Annotated in this window: 21 protein-coding genes and 1 other RNA gene; 18 read left to right on the forward strand and 4 right to left on the reverse strand. The window is 62.3% G+C overall.

Annotated elements, in window-relative coordinates; all coding sequences use genetic code 11:
- Positions 1-250 precede the first annotated feature (250 nt).
- Positions 251-433, reverse strand: coding sequence for a hypothetical protein (locus tag AC3WR3_RS03060; RefSeq protein ID WP_492291119.1), 183 nt, complete (start codon positions 431-433; stop codon positions 251-253).
- Positions 434-713: 280 nt separating this feature from the next.
- On the opposite strand from AC3WR3_RS03060, the gene ffs reads away from it, so the two are divergent.
- Positions 714-798, forward strand: an RNA gene (ffs, locus tag AC3WR3_RS03065) — signal recognition particle sRNA small type.
- Between the two features lie 91 nt (positions 799-889).
- Entirely contained in the window at positions 890-1,018 is a 129-nt protein-coding gene (locus tag AC3WR3_RS03070) for a hypothetical protein (RefSeq protein WP_265437111.1), read from the forward strand.
- Between the two features lie 244 nt (positions 1,019-1,262).
- Here the strand turns inward: AC3WR3_RS03070 and AC3WR3_RS03075 are convergent, their stop codons facing one another.
- Positions 1,263-2,225 (reverse strand): LysR family transcriptional regulator, encoded by a 963-nt coding sequence (locus AC3WR3_RS03075; protein WP_265437110.1) that lies wholly within the window; start codon positions 2,223-2,225, stop codon positions 1,263-1,265.
- Between the two features lie 137 nt (positions 2,226-2,362).
- On the opposite strand from AC3WR3_RS03075, the gene AC3WR3_RS03080 reads away from it, so the two are divergent.
- The 5 genes from AC3WR3_RS03080 (at position 2,363) to AC3WR3_RS03100 (ending at position 7,548) form a co-directional block, all read left to right on the forward strand.
- Positions 2,363-3,511: an iron-containing alcohol dehydrogenase gene (locus AC3WR3_RS03080; protein ID WP_492291120.1), complete on the forward strand. Its 1,149-nt coding sequence runs from the start codon at positions 2,363-2,365 to the stop codon at positions 3,509-3,511.
- Between the two features lie 121 nt (positions 3,512-3,632).
- Positions 3,633-4,616 (forward strand): aldo/keto reductase, encoded by a 984-nt coding sequence (locus AC3WR3_RS03085; protein WP_492291121.1) that lies wholly within the window; start codon positions 3,633-3,635, stop codon positions 4,614-4,616.
- 103 nt (positions 4,617-4,719) lie between these two features.
- The gene (locus AC3WR3_RS03090) at positions 4,720-5,748 is read left to right on the forward strand and encodes an MBL fold metallo-hydrolase (RefSeq protein WP_492291122.1); all 1,029 of its coding nucleotides are present in this window, start codon (positions 4,720-4,722) and stop codon (positions 5,746-5,748) included.
- A 28-nt stretch (positions 5,749-5,776) separates the two neighbouring features.
- On the forward strand, positions 5,777-6,265 hold the full coding sequence (locus AC3WR3_RS03095; RefSeq protein ID WP_139439414.1) for a (R)-mandelonitrile lyase: 489 nt from the start codon (positions 5,777-5,779) through the stop codon (positions 6,263-6,265).
- Positions 6,266-6,267: 2 nt separating this feature from the next.
- A complete protein-coding gene (locus AC3WR3_RS03100) occupies positions 6,268-7,548 on the forward strand; it encodes a Bcr/CflA family multidrug efflux MFS transporter (RefSeq protein WP_492291123.1) in 1,281 nt (426 codons plus the stop codon).
- Positions 7,549-7,650: 102 nt separating this feature from the next.
- Here AC3WR3_RS03100 and AC3WR3_RS03105 read toward each other — a convergent pair whose 3' ends face one another.
- On the reverse strand, positions 7,651-8,703 hold the full coding sequence (locus tag AC3WR3_RS03105) for an alpha/beta hydrolase (RefSeq protein ID WP_429108341.1): 1,053 nt from the start codon (positions 8,701-8,703) through the stop codon (positions 7,651-7,653).
- A 250-nt stretch (positions 8,704-8,953) separates the two neighbouring features.
- Here AC3WR3_RS03105 and AC3WR3_RS03110 point away from each other — a divergent pair, with 250 nt between their 5' ends.
- The 8 genes from AC3WR3_RS03110 to AC3WR3_RS03145 all read left to right on the forward strand — a co-directional run bounded on the left by AC3WR3_RS03110 (position 8,954) and on the right by AC3WR3_RS03145 (position 16,461).
- Positions 8,954-10,129, forward strand: coding sequence for an aldo/keto reductase (locus AC3WR3_RS03110; protein WP_492291124.1), 1,176 nt, complete (start codon positions 8,954-8,956; stop codon positions 10,127-10,129).
- 98 nt (positions 10,130-10,227) lie between these two features.
- A complete protein-coding gene (locus tag AC3WR3_RS03115; protein WP_247626249.1) occupies positions 10,228-10,917 on the forward strand; it encodes a heavy metal response regulator transcription factor in 690 nt (229 codons plus the stop codon).
- Between the two features lie 14 nt (positions 10,918-10,931).
- Positions 10,932-12,380, forward strand: coding sequence for a heavy metal sensor histidine kinase (locus tag AC3WR3_RS03120; protein ID WP_492291125.1), 1,449 nt, complete (start codon positions 10,932-10,934; stop codon positions 12,378-12,380).
- Between the two features lie 97 nt (positions 12,381-12,477).
- On the forward strand, positions 12,478-12,957 hold the full coding sequence (locus AC3WR3_RS03125) for a (R)-mandelonitrile lyase (protein WP_265437098.1): 480 nt from the start codon (positions 12,478-12,480) through the stop codon (positions 12,955-12,957).
- Complete coding sequence (locus tag AC3WR3_RS03130; protein ID WP_492291126.1) at positions 12,935-13,696, forward strand: carboxymuconolactone decarboxylase family protein; 762 nt, start codon at positions 12,935-12,937, stop codon at positions 13,694-13,696. Before AC3WR3_RS03125 ends, AC3WR3_RS03130 begins: the two co-directional genes overlap by 23 nt.
- A 30-nt stretch (positions 13,697-13,726) precedes the next feature.
- The gene (locus tag AC3WR3_RS03135; protein WP_492291127.1) at positions 13,727-14,314 is read left to right on the forward strand and encodes a flavodoxin; all 588 of its coding nucleotides are present in this window, start codon (positions 13,727-13,729) and stop codon (positions 14,312-14,314) included.
- A 105-nt stretch (positions 14,315-14,419) separates the two neighbouring features.
- Positions 14,420-15,481, forward strand: a complete 1,062-nt coding sequence (locus AC3WR3_RS03140; RefSeq protein ID WP_479757803.1) for an alpha/beta hydrolase — start codon at positions 14,420-14,422, stop codon at positions 15,479-15,481.
- A gap of 128 nt (positions 15,482-15,609) precedes the next feature.
- The gene (locus tag AC3WR3_RS03145; RefSeq protein ID WP_492291128.1) at positions 15,610-16,461 is read left to right on the forward strand and encodes an aldo/keto reductase; all 852 of its coding nucleotides are present in this window, start codon (positions 15,610-15,612) and stop codon (positions 16,459-16,461) included.
- Between the two features lie 113 nt (positions 16,462-16,574).
- On the opposite strand, the gene AC3WR3_RS03150 is transcribed toward AC3WR3_RS03145, so the two are convergent.
- Positions 16,575-17,468, reverse strand: a complete 894-nt coding sequence (locus AC3WR3_RS03150; RefSeq protein WP_492291129.1) for a LysR family transcriptional regulator — start codon at positions 17,466-17,468, stop codon at positions 16,575-16,577.
- A gap of 310 nt (positions 17,469-17,778) precedes the next feature.
- Between AC3WR3_RS03150 and AC3WR3_RS03155 the strand changes: the two genes are divergently transcribed.
- The 3 genes from AC3WR3_RS03155 (at position 17,779) to AC3WR3_RS03165 (ending at position 22,652) form a co-directional block, all read left to right on the forward strand.
- Complete coding sequence (locus tag AC3WR3_RS03155; RefSeq protein ID WP_492291130.1) at positions 17,779-18,099, forward strand: hypothetical protein; 321 nt, start codon at positions 17,779-17,781, stop codon at positions 18,097-18,099.
- 168 nt (positions 18,100-18,267) lie between these two features.
- Entirely contained in the window at positions 18,268-19,458 is a 1,191-nt protein-coding gene (locus tag AC3WR3_RS03160; RefSeq protein WP_492291131.1) for an efflux RND transporter periplasmic adaptor subunit, read from the forward strand.
- 29 nt (positions 19,459-19,487) lie between these two features.
- Entirely contained in the window at positions 19,488-22,652 is a 3,165-nt protein-coding gene (locus AC3WR3_RS03165; RefSeq protein WP_492291132.1) for an efflux RND transporter permease subunit, read from the forward strand.
- Positions 22,653-22,713 lie beyond the last annotated feature (61 nt).

Genomic DNA, 22,713 nt, shown 5'->3' on the forward strand with positions numbered 1-22,713 from the left:
GCTCCTTTTTAACAAGTTCTGACTGGGTCGAGTCGGTAGCGATGCTTGGCCCGGCAGCCTCGACACCAAGACTGGATGCGGATCACTCCAGCCATACGTCGAAAACCGAACTCACCAGCTCGATAGAAAACATGATGTCCCGCCAGTTCTGAGCAGTTGGGGCAGCTTTTGAGTTTCTGCCCGTTGTGCTGGAACTCGACGGAATGATTCAGAGGGTGACCACATGAGCAGGAGTCAGTCATGCTTCGCCCTACTTGCGACGGTCGTCGACTTCTTTTGCCACGCCCTTGAAGGGGTCTCCATCTTGCTTTTGCTCGATAAATCTCCCGGTATCGGTGTCTCGTTTCGTCCAGTTACCGTTGGTTGGATTCTGAACCTGAGTCCGATCCCGAACTGAACCCTGCCGATAGCCTTTGCCTGTGTTGGTAGCCATGATCTGTCCTCCTACATTCACCTGAACAACAAGATCCACACGATACCCTGCGGATGTTTTTTGCTCAACCCTTGCTGATGTCATAGCTACGGTTCTGGCGGATTTTTCTCACGGGATATGGCTTGAAGCGATGGAGGAGGGCAGGTAAGATTTTGCTACTTGTTACCTATGAAGCATGTCCACTTGATGTGGATGACCGCACTTCTGGCGGGTTGTCGCTTGTTGAGGTTTCAGAACACTGTTGATGGCAATCAGTTCCATCCCTAAGTGCCTGATTTATTTGGGCTCGCATTGATAACTCGTCAACCTGGTCAGGACCGGAAGGTAGCAGCCAAGGCGGGGGACTCGAGTGCCGGGATGTGGCTGGTGGGGCCACCACCTGTTTCTGGAAATCAATAAGTTACCTTCCTAAAGCCCTTGGTCATCCACTCTGTGTGGGCGACAAGGAGCTCATCGATGAATCTCTGGCTCAGTCCCCACGGCATCTGGTATTACCGGAAAGTCACCACGCTCCCCTGTGGTGGTCGTAAAGAGATCCAGAAATCCCTGCAAACCCTAGCCAAGCTGGCTGCCGTGCCGCGGTAACCAGGCAGCTCTCCCGTACTATCTCCAAGCGTCACACCCTCAATCCCCTTGGTTTCGCCTCCCTGTCAGCTTTAGCGTGCGTACCCCGTCAACGCACACGCTGCGGCCTTGCCTGTCACCTCGCTCATTGACCCTCTGCCCAATATCAACTGACCTCTGCTGTCCTGGCTCCCTCGCCATTCCTGCCGTCCATGACGGCAACACTCATCTTGGGATCCACGCCAGGATGAACCCGTCATGAGCTTCATGTTGCCGGGGCAATACCCTTGGCATGGGCAAGGCGCAGCTCCTCGGCGCCGAGCACGAACTCCGGGCTGTCGGTGAGGCGCTCGACCGCCAGATCGATGAAGCGACGTACCCGGGCGGGCTGGGCCGCACGGCTGCCGTAGTAGAGAAACAGGCTGTACATGTCTGTCATGTGGTCGAGCAGCAGGGGAACCAGGCGGCCGGCCCGGATGTGCGCCGCCGCCGTCGGCCCGGCGATCTGGCCTATCACTTCCCCCGCCAGCACGGCGCCCAGCTCCACCGTCTCGTCATTGGTCGATATCGCCGGACGAACGAGATGGTCCTGCACGCTCTCACCAAGCTTTACATGCCAGGGAATTAGGTGGCCGGTGCCGGCATGACGAAACACGCTGCAGCGGTGCACGCCCAGATCGTGCAGCGTGTGCGGCACCCCATGTTTGCGCAGATAGGTGGGGGAGGCGCAGATGATGAGCTGCAAGGGAAACAGGCGGCGTGCGATCAGCCCATCCTGTGGCGAGAGGCCGATCCGCAAACCCACATCGACCCGCTCCTCCACCCAGTTGCCGATGCGGTCATCGAGCTGTACATCGGGCTGAACCTCGGGGTAGAGCCGGCAGTACTCGTCCAGCACTGGGCCTATGATCATCTGCGCGACCGAGCGGGGCCCCACGATCCGCAGCGGGCCGGCGAATGCCTCCCGGGTCTGCCTCGCGGCCGACAGGGCCTGTTGCAGGCCGAGCAGGGCGGGTTGGGCCGCCTCCAGGAAGCGCTGGCCCTCTTCGGTCAGCGACATGCTGCGGGTGGTGCGATGGAACAGCCTCACCCCGAGATAGGTCTCCAGCTGCCTCAGTGCCTTGCTGGCGGCCTGAGGGGAGATCTGCTGGGCCTCGGCGGCCTTGCTGAGGCTGCCCAGTTCCACCGTGCGCACGAAGGTGGTGATGGATCTCAATTCGCTGATCATGCTCTTTCTCGTCGATTTACATCATTTAGTTGTAACTGATTCATCCATTTGCCGTCTAGTTCGATGTTTGTTGCCCATTTATAGTTCAGTCCATCGAGATGCCACCTGGCATGCACCCAGACAGCGAGACGAGCAAGATGGACAATTTCAGCTTTTACAACCCGACCCGGATCGAGTTTGGCACCGGTAAGGAGCGCCTCATCGGCGAGATCCTGGCCCAGCACGGCATCAAGAAGGTGCTGCTGGCCTATGGCAGCGATCGCATCAAGGGCGATGGCCTCTTCGCGACCGTGAGCGCCAGCCTGGGCGAGCAGGGGATCCCGTTCGTGGCGTGCGGCGGCATCGTCAGCAACCCGCTCATCTCCAAGGTGCGTGAGGCCATCGCCCTGGCACGGGAGCAGGGGGTCGACGCCATCCTGAGCGTCGGCGGCGGCTCCGTGCTCGACAGCGCCAAGGCCATTGCCGCAGGCAGCCTCTATCAGGGGGATGTCTGGGATCTGTTCGTCGGCAAGGGGCAGATCGAGGCGGCGCTGCCGGTGTTTGCCATCCTGACCCTGGCTGCCACCGGCAGCGAGATGAACAGCGGCGCCGTGGTGACCAACGATGACACCAAAGAGAAGTTCGCCATCAACTCGGTGCACACCTTCCCCAGGGTCTCCATCGTCAATCCGGCGCTGATGCAGACGGTCTCCCGGGACTATCTGGTCTACTCGGCGGCGGACATCATAGCCCACTCCATCGAGGGCTACTTCACTGCCAAGGTGCAGCCGACAATCCAGTCCCGCCTGGTGGAGTCCGTCATCGCCACCGTGCTGGAGACCACGGAGCAGTTGCTGGCAGACCCCGAAAATTACAACGCCCGCGCCGAGTTCGCCTGGGCGGCGACCCTGGCATTGAACGGCCTGACCTATGCGGGGACGTCGGGCTTTGGTTACCCCAACCACATGATCGAACACGCGCTCTCCGCCCTGTTCAATGTGCCCCATGGCGCAGGCCTGTCGGTGGTGATGCCCGCCTGGATGAGGTGGTACCAGGGCCAGAATCCGGCTCAGTTCGAGCGCTTCGCCCAGCAGTTGTTCGGCTTGAAAACCGCCGAGGAAGGCATTGCCGCCCTGGAGACATGGTTCGACAAGATTGGCACGCCGACCCGCCTCTCCCAGCTCGGCATCACGGAGGCGGACCTGCCCGCCATCCTGGAGAACCTCAAGGGCAACGCCCGCTGGTTTGGTCTGGCCGAGACCTACACCCAGGAGGTGCTGGCCAGCATCCTTCGCAAGGCCATATGAGTGGCGGTGCCTCCCGCTCCGGCGTCGGGAGCGAGCCGCCAACCATCACACCAGGCGGGTGCCAGGCACCCACACCATGGCGCTTTCCCAGGAGAGCGCCTTCCAGGAAAAGGGATCCATCATGCAAACACGTACTTTGGGTAACAGCCGGCTGACAGTGTCGGCCATCGGTCTGGGCTGCATGGGGCTGAGCTTTGGCTATGGCCCGGCCACGGACAAGGGGCAGGCCATCAACCTGATCCGCCGCGCCCATGAACTGGGAGTGACCTTCTTCGATACCGCCGAGGCCTATGGCCCTGGCGATAACGAACTGCTGCTGGGGGAGGCGCTGGCCCCGTTCCGGGACAAGGTGGTGATCGCCACCAAGTTCGGTTTCAAGAACGGCAAGGTGCCCGATGGGCTGGACAGCCGGCCGGAGAATATCCGCGCCGTGGCCGAGGCTTCCCTGCGCCGGCTCAACACCGATGTGATCGATCTCTTCTATCAGCACCGCGTCGATCCCGATGTCCCCATGGAAGAGGTGGCTGGCACAGTGCGAGACCTTATCCAGGAGGGCAAGGTGCGTCACTTCGGTCTGTCCGAGGCCGGTGTCGACTCCATTCGTCGTGCCCACGCCGTGCAGCCGGTGGCGGCGCTGCAGAGCGAATACTCCCTCTGGTGGCGCGAGCCGGAGCAGGCCATTCTGCCGCTGCTGGAGGAGCTGGGCATCGGCTTTGTGCCGTTCAGCCCCCTCGGCAAGGGCTTCCTGACCGGGGCCATCAAGGCCGATACCCGTTTCGATGACACGGATTTTCGCAACCAGGTCCCACGTTTTGCCGAGGCGGCGCGCCAGGCCAACCAGCATCTGGTGGAGGTCTTGAGCGACCTTGCGGCCAGCAAGGGGGTGACCTCTGCCCAGATTGCGATCGCCTGGCTGCTGGCACAAAAGCCCTGGATCGTCCCCATACCCGGGACCACCAAGCTGCATCGGCTCGAGGAGAACCTGGGTGCAGCCCGGGTGGCACTGAGCGCCACCGATCTGGGAGACATCCAGCGTGCCCTGGCCGGGATCAAGGTGGAGGGGGATCGCTATCCGTCACACCTGCAGAAGAACGTGGGTCGCTAAGGCAGGATCCTCAACAGGAGTCTCATGAATGCAGAACCCCTCTGTACTCTCTCGCGCCGTCCCCAGGGGCCGGCGCGCTCTCTGGTTGCTAACAGGAGCCGTGATGGCAGGCATTATCTCCTATGTATTGAAACCGGGCCTGCCCGCGCACCCTGACTCTTCCCAGTATCAGGGGGGTCGGTTCAGCAATGTCGTGGCACTGCCGCAGCGCAGCACCTGGGACGGGGTCCGGCTCTGGTGGGATTTTCTGTTCGCCAAGCCTGAGGGCACAGTGCCGGATCGCGCCATCCCGGTGCAGGCCATGACCCGGGAGGGGCTGATGGCCGCCCCGGACAACAACGTGTGGCGCCTCGGCCACTCCAGTCTGCTGTTCAAATTGCAGGGCAAGTTCTGGCTGACGGATCCGGTGTTCAGCGAGCGCGCCTCGCCGGTGCAGTGGTTCGGTCCCAAACGCTGGCACGCGCCGCCCATCACCCTGGATGCGCTGCCCCCCATAGAGGCGGTGATCCTCTCCCACGATCACTACGACCACCTCGATCATGACGCCATCCTGGCGCTGCAAGAGAAGGTCGGCCACTTCATCACGCCGCTCGGGGTGGGGGCGCGCCTGGTTGCCTGGGGTGTCCCCCGGCACAAGGTCAGGGAGCTGGATTGGTGGCAGCAGGCCCGGGTCGGCGGCATCGAATTCATCGCCACCCCGGCCCAGCACTTCTCCGGCCGTGGCCTTGGGGATGGCAACCAGACCCTGTGGGCCTCCTGGGTCATTCGCGGGGAGGAAGCCACTCTCTTCTTCAGCGGTGACAGCGGCTACTTCGACGGCTTCAAGGAGATTGGCAGGCGCTACGGCCCGTTCGACATGGCCTTCCTCGAGACCGGGGCCTACGACAAGCGCTGGGAGTACGTGCACATGTTGCCGGCGCAGACGGCGCAGGCGTTTCACGATCTGCGCGGGCAGTGGCTCTATCCAGTGCACAACGGCACCTTCGATCTGGCCATGCACCAGTGGGATGACCCCCTCGAGCAGATAGTCCGTCTGGCCGCCGAGCAGCAGATCCCATTGACCACCCCGATGATGGGGGAGTCCCTGAACGTGCTGGCTCCCCACGAGGGCAGCGCCTGGTGGCGCGAGTGACACATTTTTTAAAACGCAGGAGTCGACAATGAACCCAATATCCGCCACCACGCTCGCCGCCGCCATGGCGCTCGGCCAGGCCGAGGCAAAGGAGCAGACGATACAGGTATTTTCTCCGGGGCAGGTGCCTGCAACCCAGGGGGCCAGCGAGTTCTTCGTCGGGGATGTCTATGTGGATCAGCGCTATCAGGGCACGGCGCCCGCCGCCATCTCCGGTGGTCTGGTCAGCTTCACGCCGGGGGCGCGCACCGCCTGGCATACCCATCCCCTGGGCCAGACCCTCTACGTGGTCAGCGGGGTGGGGCGGGTGCAGATGGCGGGAGCGCCTGTCCGGGAAATCCGGCCAGGGGACCTGGTGTGGATCCCGGCCGGGGTGAAGCATTGGCACGGTGCGGCGCCAGATACCCCCATGACCCACCTGGCGCTGGCAGAACAGCAGGATGGCAAGGTGGTGACCTGGCTTGAGCAGGTGAGCGAGGGTGATTATCGCGCCGCCGTCGCCGGGGGGCGGGATTGAACATGCGGGGGAATAACAGTCAGCCCGTTGCCGGACCGGCACACCCGGATAGCCTGCCCGAACGCGCTCATGCCCAGGAGCTCAGGATCCTGATCATCCTGAGCGCCTTGATGTCGTTTGCCTCCATTTCCACCGACATGTACCTGCCGGCGTTGCCGCAGCTGGTCCATGACTTGAACACAGACATGACCCAGATCGAGCTGACCATCTCGACCTTTCTGATCGGTTTCAGCCTGGGGCAGCTGTTCTGGGGGCCGGCGAGCGATCGCTATGGCCGGCGCCTGCCCATCATGCTCGGTATCGGGCTCTTCATCCTGGGCTCGGTGGGCTGTGCCCTGGCCGAGACCGCCCCTCAGATGCTGGTGTGGCGCATCATTCAGGCCCTGGGGGCCTGCGCCGGCCCCGTGCTGGCCAGGGCCATGGTCCGTGATCTCTATGCCAGGGAGCGGGCGGCCCAGATGCTGTCGACCCTGATCCTGATGATGGCGGTCGCGCCTCTGCTCGGGCCGTTGCTCGGGGGACAACTGCTGCTGTACTGGTCCTGGCGAGGGATCTTCTGGGTGCTGGCCATCATGGGGGTCGTGGCCCTGATCGCCATGCGCTACCTGCCCGAAACCCTGGCACCGGCGAGCCGCAGCCAGGCGTCTCTGGCCGTGACAATGAAAGACTATGTCGCCCTGGCGATGGACGGACGCTTGCTGCGCTATGCCCTCGCCGGCGGCTTTTACTACGGCGGTTGCTATGCCTTTATCGCCGGAACCCCGTTTGCCTACGTCGATTACTACCAGGTGTCGGCGCAGGCCTATGGCCTGCTCTTTGGCGCCAATATCCTGGGGTTGATGGTGCTGAATTTCGTCAACACGCGCCTGGTGGCGAAGTGGGGGCCCGAGCGTCTGTTTCGCTACGGTGCCTGGGCTGCCGCTGCCTCCGCTCTCTGGCTGGCCCTCGATGCCTGGTGGGGATTGGGTGGGGTCGCCGGGTTGGCCGTGCCCATCTTCTGCTACATGTCGGTCAGTGGCTTCATCGTCGCCAACTCGGTGGCCAGCGCCCTGGCGCTCTTCCCGAAGCAGGCGGGCGCGGCCTCTTCCCTGGTCGGTGCCATGCACTACGGCAGCGGGGTGTTCAGCGCGGCCCTGCTCGGCTGGTGCACCGATGGCACCCCCTGGACCATGGGCTGGATAGTGGCTGTCGGGGGAGTGGGCTGCCTCGTCTTTGCACTGTGGCGACGCACCGAGCCCGAGGCGTCTTGCGAGCCGATGTCACAACCCGAGCCGGTGCGATAAGGACGTTTGGCGATGACGCCATGGGGAAACAGGGGGGAGCCAAAGAGATGAACAGCCCCGGTCCGCGCCGTGAAGGCACTGACCGGGGCGATGGGGGTATCGTCAGATGTTCTTGTCGAAGAAGGCATCGATCCGGCTCATCGCCTGATCCACGTAGCGAGGCACCCAGTAGGTTTCAATGTGCGTCGCCCCCTCGATGAGGAACAGCTCTTTATTGGCGGTGCCGGTGGCTTTCTTGAAGGCGCTTTCGGTCATGTAGCGCGAGTCCGCCTTGGTCCCCGCCATCATCAGCAGCGGTTGATTGATGAGCTCCATGTTGCTCTGGGCATCGAAGTTCATCAGGTCGAGCAGGCTGCTGGTGGTGTAGCGGAATGTCGAATTGGGATGGGCATGGGTCTTCCAGTAGTACTCATAGCCTTGGCGGTACAGCTCGAACGGCAGCTTGGCTATCTGTTCGTCGGTCAGGTTGGCATCGCCGGAGTAGCTCACCTCACCCGTGGTGACCTCCCTGGTGCGGGCATCGGTGGCCTGCTTCAGGCGCTCCTGCACGGTGGCGAGTTGAGAATCCTGATATCCGTTGCGACGCACCAGCCCGGAGTCAAACATGCTGAGGGTCGCCAGGGCCTTGAAACGCTTGTCGGTCTGGGCCGCTTTCAACGAATAACCGCCACCGCCGCAAATGCCAAGCAGGCCGATGCGTTCCTTGTCAACGCCGGGGTACTGGCCGAGGTAATCCGCCATGCCGTGAATGTCCTCGATGCGGTTTGCCGGTTTATCGACGCTGCGGGGCATACCTCCGCTGGCCCCCTGGTAGGCGGCGTCCGCCGTGATGGCGATGTAGCCTTGCTCTGCCAGGCGCTGGGCATAGAGGCCCGCGACCTGCTCCTTGACCCCTCCGTTGGGGTGGGCAACGACCACGGCCGGGTAGGTTTTGGCGGGATCATAGTCGGCAGGGGTATAGACATTCGCGGCTATCTGGATGCCATGGAGGTCATATTTCACCGGGTGGAGGTTGACCCTGCCCTGGATGTTTTCGGTGATGGCCCCTTCATAGGCCAGGGTAAACGGATTTTGTCTGTGATCGGCGGCCTGGACGGTGGCGGCAAAGCCTGCCAGCGCCGTCAGCACCATGGCATTGAGAAAGGTCTGTTTCATGTGGACTCCCGAGGGTAAGCGCGGCCTGGCTCCAGAGGCACGCGGTGGATATTGCCGGACAAGGGTAAGGGGAGGGGGCTGTCAGCCCCATGACGGGGAAATGACAATGCTGTCAGTCAGGTGGTGGCCTTGGCCTGGATTTCTGACACGGCTGTCAGCTTGCTGTCAGGGGAATGTTGGTAACGAATCAATAGGATGTGGCAATACGAAGTGGTCTTCGTCACCCGTCTGGTCATAAAAGGAGTCTCTTATGGAGAGCAAACCAGCAGTGTTTACGCCCGATGCACCCGCGATGCCAGCGCGACGCAAGTTGCTGATCGCGGGGGCCGGCATGGCCGCGGCCTCGTTGATCCCCCAGGTCAACGGGGCTCAGCAATCCCCACAGTCCCATGGCGCAGGTCAGCCCGTTGCCGGGCCAGGAAGGCGCAAGCTGGGTGGACTTGACGTCTCTGCCATCGGACTGGGGGTGCAGAACATGAGCCGCAAATATGACACCTCCGTCCCCTGGCGCCCTGAAATGGTCAACATAGTGCGCAGGGCCTTTGATCAGGGGGTGACGTTCTTTGATGCCGCCGAGGCCTATGGCCCCTTCGAAGTGGAGCGGATCCTGGGCGAGGCCGTGGCGCCCTTCAGAGACACGATCGTCATCGCCACCAAGTTTGGCTGGAACATCGATCAACAGACCGGTGAGCGGCGTCCCGGGCTCAACAGTCGGCCCGAGCACATCAAGCAAGTCGTCGAGGGAATGCTCAAGCGCCTGCGCACGGATCGTATCGATCTGCTCTATCAGCACAGGGTCGACCCCCTGGTGCCTATCGAGGATGTTGCCGGCGCTGTGAAAGATCTGATGGAGCAAGGGAAGGTGTTGCACTGGGGCCTGTCTGAAATGGGGATCGACACCTTGAAACGCGCCCACGCAGCGCTCCCCGTCACGGCGGTTCAGAGTGAGTACTCGATGTTATGGCGGGGGCCGGAACAGTCTGTGCTGCCGACCTGCGAAGCGTTGGGGATAGGGTTTGTGCCGTGGAGCCCGCTGGGGGTGCAGTTCCTGACTGGCTGGATCGACAAGAATACCCGCTTTGCCCCCGGTGATTTCCGGGGGACGGAGTCGCGCTTCGCACCCGAAAATCTGGAGCATAACCTTGGGCTCGTGGCCGTACTGAAAACCTGGGCTGAACGCAAGAGTGCGACGCCCGGACAGATAGCGCTGGCCTGGCTGCTGGCCAGGAAACCCTGGATTGTGCCTATCCCGGGCACCACTAACATGGACCACATGCTGCAAAACACGTCGGCAGCGGCGATCCAGCTGAGCGCTGCCGAGATGACGGAGCTCACCCTATCTCTGGATGCCATCGTCATCAAGGGACAGCGTCTGCCGGACGCGGTGCAGGCCTATTCCGATGTGGACGCGCCGCCGAAGCGCTGACTTGCTGGCCGATGGCGGGATGAATGGAGGTAGGGCCCCGTTGGCACCCTGTTCATGCTGTCATGAGCGCGAGCCCTAGATATAAGGAGGTGGATGCCATGCGTCTGTTGTTGGTAGAGGACGAAGAGAAGACATCGTCATATCTTTGTCGCGCACTGGGAGAGTCGGGCTTCATGGTCGATGTCTCCGCGGAGGGGCCCGAAGGGCTCCATTTTGCGCTGGAGTACGAGTATGACGCCATCATTCTGGATGTGATGTTGCCTGGCATGGATGGCTATCGGGTGCTGGAGGGGCTTCGTGCGAGCAAGCAGACACCGGTGCTGATGCTCTCCGCGCGCGGATCCGTGGACGAGCGGGTCAAGGGGCTGCGTCTGGGGGCCGATGACTATCTGCCCAAACCCTTCTCGCTCATTGAACTGGTTGCCCGTATTCAGGCCCTGGTGCGTCGTCGCGGGGCCGATGGCGCGGACATCACCCAGTTGCAGATCCACGATATGCATCTGGATCTGCTGGCGCGTCGGGTGTCGCGCGCCGGCCATCGGCTGGAGCTCACCGCCAAGGAGTTTTCCCTGCTCAGTCTGCTGGCCCGCCATCAGGGGGAGATCCTCTCGAAGATGATGATTGCCGAGCAGGTCTGGGATATGAATTTTGACAGTGATGCCAACGTCGTGGAAGTCGCGATAAAACGGCTGCGAGCCAAGATAGATGCGCCTTTCGAGGTCAAGCTGCTGCACACGGTGCGCGGCATGGGCTATGTGCTCGAAGTCAGGCCGGACCTGCACCCTTGAGGGGAGGAAACAAGATGTTCACAGGCTCCATCTCCGGACACCTGGCGCTGATGTTTGCCCTGAGTGCCGTCCTGATCGTCTCGGCATCCGGTCTGCTGCTGAGGAGTTCGCTCCATGACTCCTTGCAAAAGCAGATGCACAACGAGCTGTCGTTTCGTGAATCCTTGATGAGCCCCTGGATCAGTGCCCGCACCTCCAGCGAAGGGTGGTCAGTGCTCGCCAGCAAGTTCACCAATCTGGCCAGCTCCGAGGGGAACCGTGTCCACTATTGGATTGTCAGCGACGATCCCCGCTTCAGGGTGGGAGGCATACCGCCATCGGGGGTAGCCTGGGACGCTCTCAAGGAGGGGTTCAACAAACTGCCCGGGGCCTCGGAGGAGGCCTGCTCGCTCTTCCTGCTGGTGAAGACCATTCCCGCCAATGGGGAAAGGCCCGAGCTGCGCTATGTGGTGTCCATCGACTCGACCCCCTATATGAGCACACTGGACGCCTTTACCCGCACGCTGCTGGTCATAACTCTCCTTGGCGTGCTGATGGTCGCCTTGCTGGGGTATGGCGTTGCCCGGATTGGTCTGCGCCCGGTGGGGGCCTTGAGTCAGCAGGCCCATCGACTGGCGCCGGGAGACCATGGTCAGCGGCTGGACACTGACGCCTTGCCCGAGGAGCTGCAGCAGCTGGCCTCCTCGTTCAACGGCGTCTTGGCACGTCAGGAGGTGGCATGGCGGCAACTGGAGAGCTTCAATGCCGATGTGGCCCATGAGCTGCGGACCCCACTCACGAATCTGATTGGCCAGACTCAGCTGGGGTTATCCCGCAGGCGTTCGCCAGAGGAGCTGGGCGACTTGCTCGGCTCCAATCTGGAGGAGCTGGAGCGGATGGCTTCCATCGTCAACGACATGCTGTTTTTGTCCCATGCCCATGCGGGGGAGCATGCCTCCCAACTGGAGCGGGTTTCGCTGCGCGAAGAGACCCTCAAGACGGTGGAGTATGTGGAGCCCTCCCTCGCCGAAAAGCGGCTCTCACTGCAGGTGGAAGGGGATGTGAGCGCTCATATCGACCGGCGCCTGTTCCACCGTTCACTCGCCAATTTACTGGAGAATGCGGCAAGGCACTCACCGCCCCACGGAACCATCACCGTCAGACTGAGCCAGCGCGAGGAGCAGGCCTGGGTCGCTGTCTCAAACCCCGGCGATCCCATTGCCCCTGCCCATCTGTCTCGCCTGTTTGAACGCTTTTACCGGGTTGACTCAGCCAGGGCCCGCAGCGACACCCATCATGGCCTGGGGCTGTCCATTGTCCGGGCGGTGGCGATCATGCACCGGGGAGAGGTGTTTGCCCAAAGCGAGGAGGGGGTCAATACCTTTGGACTCACTTTTGCACTGTCCGCACAGAGGGGACGGGATCATGAGTCAGCTCCCGCACTGGAGAGGCGATTGGCGCCTTCCATGCCCGCTATATCCTGACGGGAACGTCAGCCTGGGGTCAGCCTGACGACATCTCGTGCTTGCTAGCATGGCAGCGGTTTAACTCCAAGCTCACTCACTAAAGGGATCGCGTTTCATGTCAGGAAAAATGCGTTATTTCGCTCTGCTGCTGCCGCTTATGAGTTGCGTCGCCATTGCAGCGGAGCAAGGAGCAGCCACCGGCATCGCCGTCGCGGGCAGCCAGGCGGCGGTGTACGGTTCGGCGGACAACTTTACCGGCCGGGTCCGGGTCGATCCGCTTTTCACGGCCGACCAGGCTATCCCGGTATCGGGCGCTCATGTCACCTTCGAGCCCGGGGCGCGTTCGGCCTGGCACAGGCACCCTGCAGGGCAGCGGCTCATCGTGACCTCGGGGGTCGGCTTGACCCAGCAGGAGGGTCAACCGGTACAGATCATCCGTCCCGGTGATGTCGTCTCCTGCCCACCCGGGGTCAAGCATTGGCATGGTGCCACCCCCGGCAGTGCGATGACGCATCTGGCGGTGACCGGCAATGTGGATGGCAAGAGTGTTGAATGGATGGAGAAGGTGACAGATGAACAATACCAGGCACATTAAGGCGATCACGGCAGCGGCGCTGCTGCTCCTTGGCACCGGACTGCCCTACGGGGTGGCCGCCATTGAGGGTTCCACCCAGGTGAGCCAGCAAGGATCCGTGACCGACACCCTGACCACGCGCCAACAGGCCATTCCCTTGATCGCCTCGGCGATGGCGACCAGCAACATGGAGAAGCTACGAGATGCCCTCAATCGGGGTCTGGATGCAGGGTTGACGGTGAATGAAGCCAAGGAGGTGCTCGTTCAGCTCTATGCTTATACCGGTTTTCCTCGCAGTCTGAATGCCTTGAATGAGTTGATGAAGGTTGTCGAGGCCCGCAAGGCTCGGGGCATCAGCGATCCTCTCGGAAAAGAGCCCGTCACCCCCATCCCGGTAGGTGATGAACTGCGCCGAGTGGGGACCGCCAACCAGACCAGGATCTCGGGCGCACCGGTACAGGGTCCGCTCTTTGAGTTTGCCCCTGTGATCAACCAGTACCTGCAGACACACCTGTTTGGCGATATTTTTGCTCGCGACAACCTGGACTGGCAGAGCCGTGAACTGGCGACGGTAGGGGCATTGGCTTCCATGCCAGGGGTGGAGGCCCAGTTGCTGTCCCATATGCGTGCCAGTCAACGGGTCGGCCTGAGCGCCGGTCAATTGCATCAGGTGGTGCAACTGCTGCGCGAACAGGGCGAGGTCGATGCCGCCACCCGGGCACAGAAGGCACTGCAGCAGGCGCTGGCCGCGACCAAATAGGGCAGTGGACGTTACCAAGGAGCAGGCAGCATGTCAGATCACCATGACCCCACCCGAAGGAAGCTGCTGGCGGCGCTGCCGGGCTTGACTCTGGTGAACCTTCCCCTGGGCCAGGCCATCGCCAGCGCGCAGGCGCGACAACCCAACGGCAGTATCCTGGTCGCCTATTTCTCCCGAAGCGGCAATACACGGGTGATCGCGGGGGTGATCCAGCGCACGCTGCAAGCCGATCTGTTCGAGATAGCGCCAGCGAGCCCGTATCCGGCGGATTACTTCCAGACCGTCGCACAGGCGCAGCGTGAGCGGGATCTTGGGCTGACTCCCGCACTGAAACAGTCCGCCACCATGGCGGGCTATCACACCCTTTATGTCGGCTTTCCCATCTGGGGGATGACGGTTCCCCCCGTGGTCAAGAGCTTCCTGAGCGGCCATGATCTGGCGGGTAAGCGACTCGTGCCTTTCATCACCCACGGTGGCTATGGCATCGGGGATAGCGAGGCGGTACTCGCCAGACTGGCGTCAGGTGCCAGGCGAGATGCGCCACTGATCATGGAGTGCGATCAGGAGAGGCGAACGACCGAGACAGTCGCCCGGTGGCTGGAGGCCAGAGGGAGTTGATCTCATCTTTGGGCGAGGCAGACAGGTCATCGTCGTGAGGGCGACAAGTGATGTTCATCCATGTAAACAGGATTGAGGCCACAGGCCAAACAAGGGAACACAACCATGAAGAGACTCAGTAAATCATTGCTTTTTTGCATGCTGGCGGGGGTGCTGGTGGCACCCGCTCATGCCGATCCCCTGGTTATCCAGGAGCAGGGCAGCTTTGCCGCAGGGGGCGCCGTCGTCACCGCACCCGGCACCTTTGACCCCAGGAAACCACTTGACCCTGCCGGTCAGACCTACCATGGGGATCACGCCAGCGTCTTCTATCAGATCCCGTCCAACCCGCACCCGTATCCGATCGTCATGCTCCACGGCGCTGGCCAGTCTTCCCGTACCTGGCAGACCACGCCGGATGGCCGGGAAGGTTTCCAGACCCTGTTCCTGCGCCGGGGGTTTGCGACCTATCTGGTCGATCAACCCCGCAGAGGCAGCGCGGGTCGCAGCATGGTGGAGGGGACAGTGGCCCCCAATCCGGATGAGCAGTTGTGGTTCAATCAGTTCCGCCTCGGCGTCTGGCCGGATTATTTCAACGGCGTCCAGTTCTCGCAGGATCAAGCTGTGCTGAACCAGTATTTTCGCCAGATGACCCCCAACACAGGGCCCTTTGATGCCAACGTCATCGCCGATGCCATGGCGGCGGTGCTGGACAAGAGTGGTCCTGCCATCCTGTTCACCCACTCCCAGGGGGGCGGACCTGGCTGGCATACCGCCATAAAAAGCAACAAGGTGAAGGCCATAGTCGCGTTCGAACCAGGCAGTGGCTTCCTCTTCCCTGAGCAGGCGTTGCCAGCCCCCATGCCGAGCGCGTTCGATACCCTGAAGGGGGAGCCGGTGGCGATGGCGCAGTTCATGAGCCTGACCAGGATCCCGGTGCTGATCCTGTATGGCGACAACATCCCGGACAAACCGACCGCCATGCCCGCCCAGGACAGCTGGCGAGTCAGGCTGGCGATGGCTCGCCAGTGGCGGGATCAGGTCAACCAGCATGGGGGGGATGTCACCGTCGTTCACCTGCCCGAAATCGGCATCAAGGGCAACACCCACTTCCCCTTCTCCGATCTGAACAATGTGCAGATCGCCGATCTGGTCAGCCAGTTCCTGAAAGAGAAGGGTCTGCAATAACCAGGGGAGACAGCAAGGGTGATGACGCGATTCATGAATATTGCTAATAAACCCTAGCAAGATCCCGGGTCTAATCTCGTCCATCCCCTTGCGTTATGCTGGGTACACACTATCGGAAGGATATAGTCATGCACATAGTCAGACTCAATAACGGTATAGAAATGCCCCTGCTGGGGTTTGGTGTCTTCCAGATGACGGACGCGGCAGAGTGCGAGCGCGCCGTCATCGAGGCCATAGACACCGGCTATCGGCTGATCGATACCGCCGCCTCCTATCAGAATGAGATTCAGGTCGGGAACGGGATCAGGCAGAGCGGCATCGGGCGCCGCGAGCTCTTTGTCACCACCAAGCTCTGGTTGCAAGACGCCAGCTACGAGGGAGCCAAGGCGCAGTTCGAGCGCTCCTTGAATCGCCTGCAGCTCGATTATGTGGATCTCTATCTCATCCATCAGCCCTACGGGGATGTCCACGGCGCCTGGCGGGCAATGGAGGAGTTGCAGCAAGCCGGCAAGATCCGGGCAATCGGCGTCAGCAACTTCCAGCCGGATCGGCTGGCGGATCTCATGGCGTTCAACAAGGTGGTGCCTGCCGTCAATCAGATAGAGGTGAACCCCTTCAATCAGCAGCTGCATGCCGCCCCCTGGATGCAGAGTCGACAGATACAGCCACAGGCGTGGGCCCCCTTCGCCGAGGGCCGAAATGGTCTGTTCCAGCACCCGGTGCTGACCGCCATCGGCGCGAAGCGGGGAAAGAGCGTGGGACAAGTGGTGTTGCGCTGGATCTTCCAGCGCGGCATAGCGTCGCTGGCCAAGTCGGTGCGCAAGGAGAGAATGGAGGAGAACCTCGACATCCTCGACTTCGAACTCAGTCAGGACGAGATGGTGCAGATAGCCGCGCTGGATACGGCGACCAGCGCCTTCTTCTCTCACCGCGATCCCGCCATGGTGGAGTGGCTGACCCAGCGCAAGCTCGACGTCTGACAGGGGCAATCAGCAATGGCGTCGGGAGATGACAGACGGTGGGTGGCGCGGTGCGCCGCCAACCGTTCTTCCTGCTGAGTGAACACAGTGCCCGCGGCCGGAGAGGGGAGGCATCATGCCCGCAAGCGCACGGCGTCCAGGAACAGCCGAAAGGCGGGAGAGTTCTGGCGCCGGCTGGGGTAGTAGAGGTGATACCCGGGGAAGCGTGGGCAATAGGGGGCCAGTACCGAGATCAGCGCCCCTGTGGCCAGATGGGGTTCGGCCATGTCTGAAGGCAGATAAGCCAGACCGTGGCCTGCCAGCGCGGCGCGCAGTACGGGCGTGCCTGTGTTGAAGATGCACTGACCCTGTACATGGGCCTTGATGGGTTGGCCATCTTGCTCAAACTCCCACAGCATCAGGTTGTCATAGGTGGGCAGCCGCAGGCCGATGCATTGATGAGCCGCCAGATCCTGAATGGTGTGGGGGGCCGGGTTGCGGGAGAGATAGTCGGGGGAGGCCACCACGACGATCTGCATATCCTGGCTGATACGCACCGCAATCATGTCTTTCTCCACCTGTTCCCCCAACCGGATCCCCGCATCAAACTTCTGCTCGACTATGTTGGTCAGGCCGTAGTTGATATCGATTTCTACCTGAATGTCCGGGTACTCCTTGAGCAGCGGCGATATGCGCGGCCACAGGTAGATATCTGCCGCATGCTCCGCAGTAGTGATACGGATCAAGCCCGCGGGTTTGTCCTTGAGCTCATTGAGCGCCGAGATCTCATCCTCTATCCCCTCAAAATGCGGCTGCAGGCGTTCAAGCAGCCGCTCGCCCGCCGGGGTTGGGGAGACGCTGCGCGTGGTCCGGGTCAACAACCGAATGCCCAGTCGCTCCTCCAGCCCCCGCATGGCGTGGCTCAGGGCGGACTGGGATACCCCCAGGTGAGCCGCCGCGCGGGTAAAGCTGCCTTCTCTTGCCACCGCCATGAAGGAGATCAAGTCGTTGTAGTTGGTTTTTGCCATGAGTTGCCCTGCCGAAGGTCGTGATAGGGGGAGGTGCGTGCCGGCAGGGTAACTGCCGACTCGGCATCATTACTAGCGTAAATTCATGAGATTTTCTCATAAACCCATTCTGATTATCCCGTCTAATCACGTTATCCAACAACCAGTACACTGCCGTCACTGAACACCACATCGGTGCTCACCGCATTATCGCCCTGGGGCGGTGCACAGCGAAACCATGCCTGGCGCGACACTGTGTCTCTGGCATGGCCGACAAGGAGACGTCGTTCTGGCCTGCGGGCCTTCCACCATTGACGATGTGAGAATGATGATGAAACACGCAATCACACTGCTGGCCTTCTTCGGCCTGATGAGTTCCCCTCTGGCCATGGCCGCCATCCCTGCCAAGATCAACGCCATCCCCGGCGCTCTGATCGTGAACTGGCAGCCTCAAGGCGCCGGACAGCACATGGGCGATGCCCTCGAGGTATACAACGATGCTGGCGATCTGCTGGCACGGGTGCCGGCCAGGATGTCGGGTCAGCAGCGGGTCGTGCTGCCCGCAAAGACACAGGGTGATCTGCGTCTGAGTCTGGGAAGTGAACAGGCGCAGTATCGCGTGCCGTTCGGTTTTGGTGGCGGTCAGGAATAAGCCGCTCACTCCCTTTGTGCTTCGTTTTGCGGGCAGGCTTCGTCTGCTGGGCCTGCCCGCATTTTTGCTGCCATCAGCAGAACTGACCAGAATATCGCCCCCCTTATTTTCAGAGCGGATGAATCCATCTGCTCTCGTCGAACTTCCCCATCAATGGACTATGTGAATATGACTGCCAGAACAGGTTTTACTGCGCGGCGTGCGGCGCCCTATCTGGTGGCCCTCTCGGTGGCATCTGCCCTGGGGGCTGCCCTCAATACCCACCAGAGCCAGGCCGAGGCGCCAGCCATGGCCGAGGCCGCTGTGCCTGTCTCCGTGAGCAGGATAATGCCCAATCGCATCAAGCTGTGGGAGGCGTTCTCCGGCCGGTTGGAGTCGGTGGAACGGGTGGAGCTGAGGCCCCGAGTGGCCGGCACCATACAGGGGATCCACTTTCGGGAAGGGGCATTGGTTGCGCGCGGCGATCTGCTGATCACCATAGACCCTGCCCCCTATGCAGCCCAGGTGGCCCAGACCGAGGCGGTGGTCGAGGCTGCGCGTGCCCGGTTGGCTCAGGCGGGATCCGATCTGACGCGTGCGCAGCGGTTGATTGCCTCCAGCGCCATCGCTCAGCGGGATCTCGATCAGCTGCACAACGCCAAGCTGGAAGCCGTTGCCAACTTGCGCGGCGCCGAGGCGAGCCTGCAAGCGGCTCGGCTCAACCTCGATTACACCCGGGTCAGGGCGCCCATCTCGGGGCGGATCGGCCGCCTCGACATCACAGTGGGTAACCAGGTGGCGGCGGGGCCGACGGCCCCTGTCATGAGCACGCTGGTCTCGGTCTCCCCCATCTATGCCAGCTTCGATGTGAGCGAGGCGACCCTGGATCGGTTGCAGGTGTCGCGCGAACAGATCGGTGACACCCCGGTACAGCTTGGCACCAGTGGAATGACGGGCACGCCACTGGAGGGGCGTCTGCAATTTATCGACAATCAGGTGGACGCCGGCAGCGGCACCCTCAGGGTTCGCGCCACGCTGGATAACCGGGACGGCAGCCTGATCCCTGGTCAGTTTGCCAGGATCAGGCTGGGATCTTCCCGTCAGGTCGACGCCCTGTTGGTGAGCGAGCGGGCTATCGGCTCGGATCAGAGCAAGCAATTCGTCATGGTGGTGGGCGAGGGGAACCGCGCCGAGTACCGCGAGGTGAGCCTTGGCATGAGTGTCGAGGGGGAGCGTATTGTCACCCGTGGCCTGCAGCCCGGGGAGCGAGTCATCGTCGATGGTCTGCAGCGGGTGCGACCCGGCACACTGCTGGCACCCAGCCCGATTGAACCCGCTGCACTCACGACCACCCAAGCCCGGACGGCCAGTCGCGGCTGATGGCCGCGTCATTGCATCAGAGTCACACCATGAATATTTCCAAGTTCTTCATCGACCGGCCCATCTTCGCCGGCGTTATCTCCATCCTGTTCGTGCTGGCGGGACTGGTGGCAGTCAATGCTCTGCCCATCTCCGAGTATCCCGAGGTGGTGCCACCCCAGGTGGTCGTGCGGGCGACTTACCCGGGAGCCAGTCCCAAGGTGATCGCCGAATCGGTGGCCATGCCGCTCGAGGAGTCCATCAACGGGGTCGAGGGGATGATCTACATGGGCAGCCAGTCCACCACGGATGGCACCATGACCCTGACAGTCACCTTCCGTCTTGGCACGGATCCGGACAAGGCGCAGCAACTGGTGCAAAACCGGGTGGCTCAGGCCGAGGCGCGCCTGCCCGAGGAGGTGCGTACCCTGGGGGTGATCACGGTCAAGGCGAGCCCGGACCTCACCATGGTGGTGCACCTGGTCTCACCGGAGGATCGCTATGACATCGACTACCAGCGCAATTATGCGTTGCTCAATGTGCGTGACCGATTGGCCCGGATCCAGGGGGTGGGGGACGTGGCCATCTTTGGCGGTGGGGAATATGCCATGCGGATCTGGCTTGATCCCGACAAGGTCGCCGCCCGTGGCCTCGCGGCCAGCGATGTGGTGGCGGCGCTGCGTGAGCAGAACATTCAGGCGGCGGCCGGGGTGGTCGGCGGGTCGCCGGCGCTGCCGGGTACCGAGCTGCAGCTCTCCGTCAATGCTCGGGGCCGGCTGCAGAGCGTGGAGGAGTTTGGCGACATCATCGTCAAGTCGGGCGGCGGCGGCGCGGTGACGCACCTGCGTGACATCGCCCGTATCGAGCTCGGGGCGGCCGACTACTCGGTGCGCTCGAAACTCAATAACAAGCCGGCGGTCGGCATCGGCATCCACCAGGCTCCGGGCGCCAACGCATTGCAGATCTCCGACGAGGTGCGCAGCACCATGAGCCAGATAGCCAAGACCATGCCCCAAGGGCTCGAGTACCGTATCGCCTACGATCCGACCCAGTTCGTGCGCGCCTCCATCGACTCTGTGGTGCACACCCTGCTCGAGGCGATCGCCCTGGTGGTACTGGTGGTTATCCTGTTCCTGCAGACCTGGCGCGCCTCCATCATCCCGCTGCTGGCGGTGCCTGTCTCCATCATAGGGACCTTCGCCGTCATGCTGCTGTTTGGCTTCTCCCTCAATGCGTTGACCCTGTTTGGGCTGGTGCTGGCGATAGGCATAGTGGTGGATGACGCCATCGTGGTGGTGGAGAACGTCGAGCGCAATATCGAGGGGGGACTGTCGCCGCGCCTGGCGACCTACCGCGCCATGCGGGAGGTCTCCGGCCCCATCATCGCCATTGCCCTGGTGCTGTGTGCGGTATTCGTGCCGTTGGCCTTCATCACCGGGCTGACCGGCCAGTTTTATCGCCAGTTTGCCCTGACTATCGCCATCTCCACCGTCATCTCGGCCATCAACTCACTCACCCTCTCGCCGGCGTTGGCGGCCCTGCTGCTCAAGGGGCATGGCGCGCCCAAGGATGCGCTGGCGCGAGGCATGGAGCGGCTGCTTGGTCCACTGTTTGCGCGCTTCAACCGCGGCTTCGAGCGCGGCGCCCGCGTCTATGATGCCGGCGTGCAGGGGATCTTGCGACGCAAGGCCCCGACACTGCTGCTGTTTGCCGGCCTGCTGGTGCTGACCTATGGCCTGTTCCAGAGCGTGCCCGGGGGCTTTGTGCCCTCCCAGGACAAGCAGTACCTGATTGGCTTTGCCCAACTGCCGGATGGTGCCACCCTGGATCGGACCGACAGGGTGATCGAGCGGATGGGGGCTATCATGGCCAGCAATGAGAACGTGGAGGGGACCCTTGCTTTCACCGGGCTCTCTATCAACGGCTTCACCAACAGCCCCAATGCCGGGGTGGTGTTCGCCATGCTCAAGCCGTTCGAGCAGCGCACAGGCGCCGATCAGAGCGGCATGGCGGTGGCGGCGCAACTGAACCAGGCTTTCGCCGGCATCGAGGAGGCGGTGGTGGTGATGTTCCCGCCACCCCCCGTGCAGGGGCTTGGCACCACGGGGGGTTTCAAGTTGCAGCTTGAAGATCGCGGCGGGCTCGGGTACGGGGAGATGGATGAGGCGGTGCAAGGTTTCCTGGCCAAGGCGGTCAAGGCTCCCGAGTTGACCGGGCTCTTCAGCAGTTGGCAGATCAATGTGCCGCAGCTCTTTGCCGACATCGACCGCACCCGTGCCCATCAGCTCGGGGTGGAGGTGACCGATATCTTCAACACGCTGCAGGTCTACCTTGGCTCGCTTTATGTCAACGATTTCAACCAGTTCGGGCGTACCTACTCGGTGCGGGTGCAGGCAGATGCCAGCTATCGCAGCCATGCCGATGATATCGGCAGACTGAAGGTGCGTTCGCTCTCGGGCGAGATGATCCCCTTGTCGGCCCTGATGAAGGTGGATCACACAGTCGGTCCTGAACGGGCGATGCGCTACAACGGTTTCCTTTCTGCCGATATCAGTGGCGGGCCGGCGCCTGGTTTCAGCTCGGGGCAGGCCAAGGCCGCCATCGAACGCATCGCCGCCGAGACCTTGCCTCAGGGCATAGGTTTCGAGTGGACCGAACTCACCTATCAGGAGATCCTGGCTGGCAACTCGGCGCTGTGGGTCTTCCCGCTTGCCATCCTGCTGGTGTTCCTGGTGCTGGCCGCCCAGTACGAGAGTCTGACGCTGCCGCTGGCCATTTTGCTCATAGTGCCGATGGGGCTGCTCTCGGCCATGGCTGGGGTCTGGCTCTCTGGGGGGGACAACAACGTCTTCACCCAGATAGGGCTCATCGTACTGGTGGGGCTCTCGGCCAAGAACGCCATTCTCATCGTGGAGTTTGCCCGTGAACTGGAGTTGGCGGGACGGTCGCCGCTGGCTGCTGCCATCGACGCCGCCAGGCTGCGGCTGAGGCCCATCCTGATGACCTCGCTGGCTTTCATCATGGGGGTGCTGCCCCTGGTGCTGGCAAGTGGCGCCGGCGCCGAGATGCGCTCGGCCATGGGAGTGGCGGTCTTCTCCGGCATGATAGGGGTGACCCTGTTCGGTCTGTTCCTGACCCCGCTCTTCTATGTGCTGCTGCGGCGCCTCGCAGGCAATCGCCCGCTGGTGAGCCATGGAGACCAGAACATGGAGTAGTGAGCCTGGCTGCTGAAGCCATGAACCGATTGAACATAGCCCGCTGACGTCGGGCTGTTTT

It is taken from the genome of Aeromonas sp. EU05-FHT14A05 (genome assembly GCF_058791175.1).

Bases quoted from the DNA above. Each gene is read 5' to 3' on its own strand.
- AC3WR3_RS03060 (WP_492291119.1), bottom strand. From the start codon at position 433: ATGGCTACCAACACAGGCAAAGGCTATCGGCAGGGTTCAGTTCGGGAT.
- AC3WR3_RS03070 (WP_265437111.1), top strand. From the start codon at position 890: ATGAATCTCTGGCTCAGTCCCCACGGCATCTGGTATTACCGGAAAGTC.
- AC3WR3_RS03075 (WP_265437110.1), bottom strand. From the start codon at position 2,225: ATGATCAGCGAATTGAGATCCATCACCACCTTCGTGCGCACGGTGGAA.
- AC3WR3_RS03080 (WP_492291120.1), top strand. From the start codon at position 2,363: ATGGACAATTTCAGCTTTTACAACCCGACCCGGATCGAGTTTGGCACC.
- AC3WR3_RS03085 (WP_492291121.1), top strand. From the start codon at position 3,633: ATGCAAACACGTACTTTGGGTAACAGCCGGCTGACAGTGTCGGCCATC.
- AC3WR3_RS03090 (WP_492291122.1), top strand. From the start codon at position 4,720: ATGGCAGGCATTATCTCCTATGTATTGAAACCGGGCCTGCCCGCGCAC.
- AC3WR3_RS03095 (WP_139439414.1), top strand. From the start codon at position 5,777: ATGAACCCAATATCCGCCACCACGCTCGCCGCCGCCATGGCGCTCGGC.
- AC3WR3_RS03100 (WP_492291123.1), top strand. From the start codon at position 6,268: ATGCGGGGGAATAACAGTCAGCCCGTTGCCGGACCGGCACACCCGGAT.
- AC3WR3_RS03105 (WP_429108341.1), bottom strand. From the start codon at position 8,703: ATGAAACAGACCTTTCTCAATGCCATGGTGCTGACGGCGCTGGCAGGC.
- AC3WR3_RS03110 (WP_492291124.1), top strand. From the start codon at position 8,954: ATGGAGAGCAAACCAGCAGTGTTTACGCCCGATGCACCCGCGATGCCA.
- AC3WR3_RS03115 (WP_247626249.1), top strand. From the start codon at position 10,228: ATGCGTCTGTTGTTGGTAGAGGACGAAGAGAAGACATCGTCATATCTT.
- AC3WR3_RS03120 (WP_492291125.1), top strand. From the start codon at position 10,932: ATGTTCACAGGCTCCATCTCCGGACACCTGGCGCTGATGTTTGCCCTG.
- AC3WR3_RS03125 (WP_265437098.1), top strand. From the start codon at position 12,478: ATGTCAGGAAAAATGCGTTATTTCGCTCTGCTGCTGCCGCTTATGAGT.
- AC3WR3_RS03130 (WP_492291126.1), top strand. From the start codon at position 12,935: ATGAACAATACCAGGCACATTAAGGCGATCACGGCAGCGGCGCTGCTG.
- AC3WR3_RS03135 (WP_492291127.1), top strand. From the start codon at position 13,727: ATGTCAGATCACCATGACCCCACCCGAAGGAAGCTGCTGGCGGCGCTG.
- AC3WR3_RS03140 (WP_479757803.1), top strand. From the start codon at position 14,420: ATGAAGAGACTCAGTAAATCATTGCTTTTTTGCATGCTGGCGGGGGTG.
- AC3WR3_RS03145 (WP_492291128.1), top strand. From the start codon at position 15,610: ATGCACATAGTCAGACTCAATAACGGTATAGAAATGCCCCTGCTGGGG.
- AC3WR3_RS03150 (WP_492291129.1), bottom strand. From the start codon at position 17,468: ATGGCAAAAACCAACTACAACGACTTGATCTCCTTCATGGCGGTGGCA.
- AC3WR3_RS03155 (WP_492291130.1), top strand. From the start codon at position 17,779: ATGAAACACGCAATCACACTGCTGGCCTTCTTCGGCCTGATGAGTTCC.
- AC3WR3_RS03160 (WP_492291131.1), top strand. From the start codon at position 18,268: ATGACTGCCAGAACAGGTTTTACTGCGCGGCGTGCGGCGCCCTATCTG.
- AC3WR3_RS03165 (WP_492291132.1), top strand. From the start codon at position 19,488: ATGAATATTTCCAAGTTCTTCATCGACCGGCCCATCTTCGCCGGCGTT.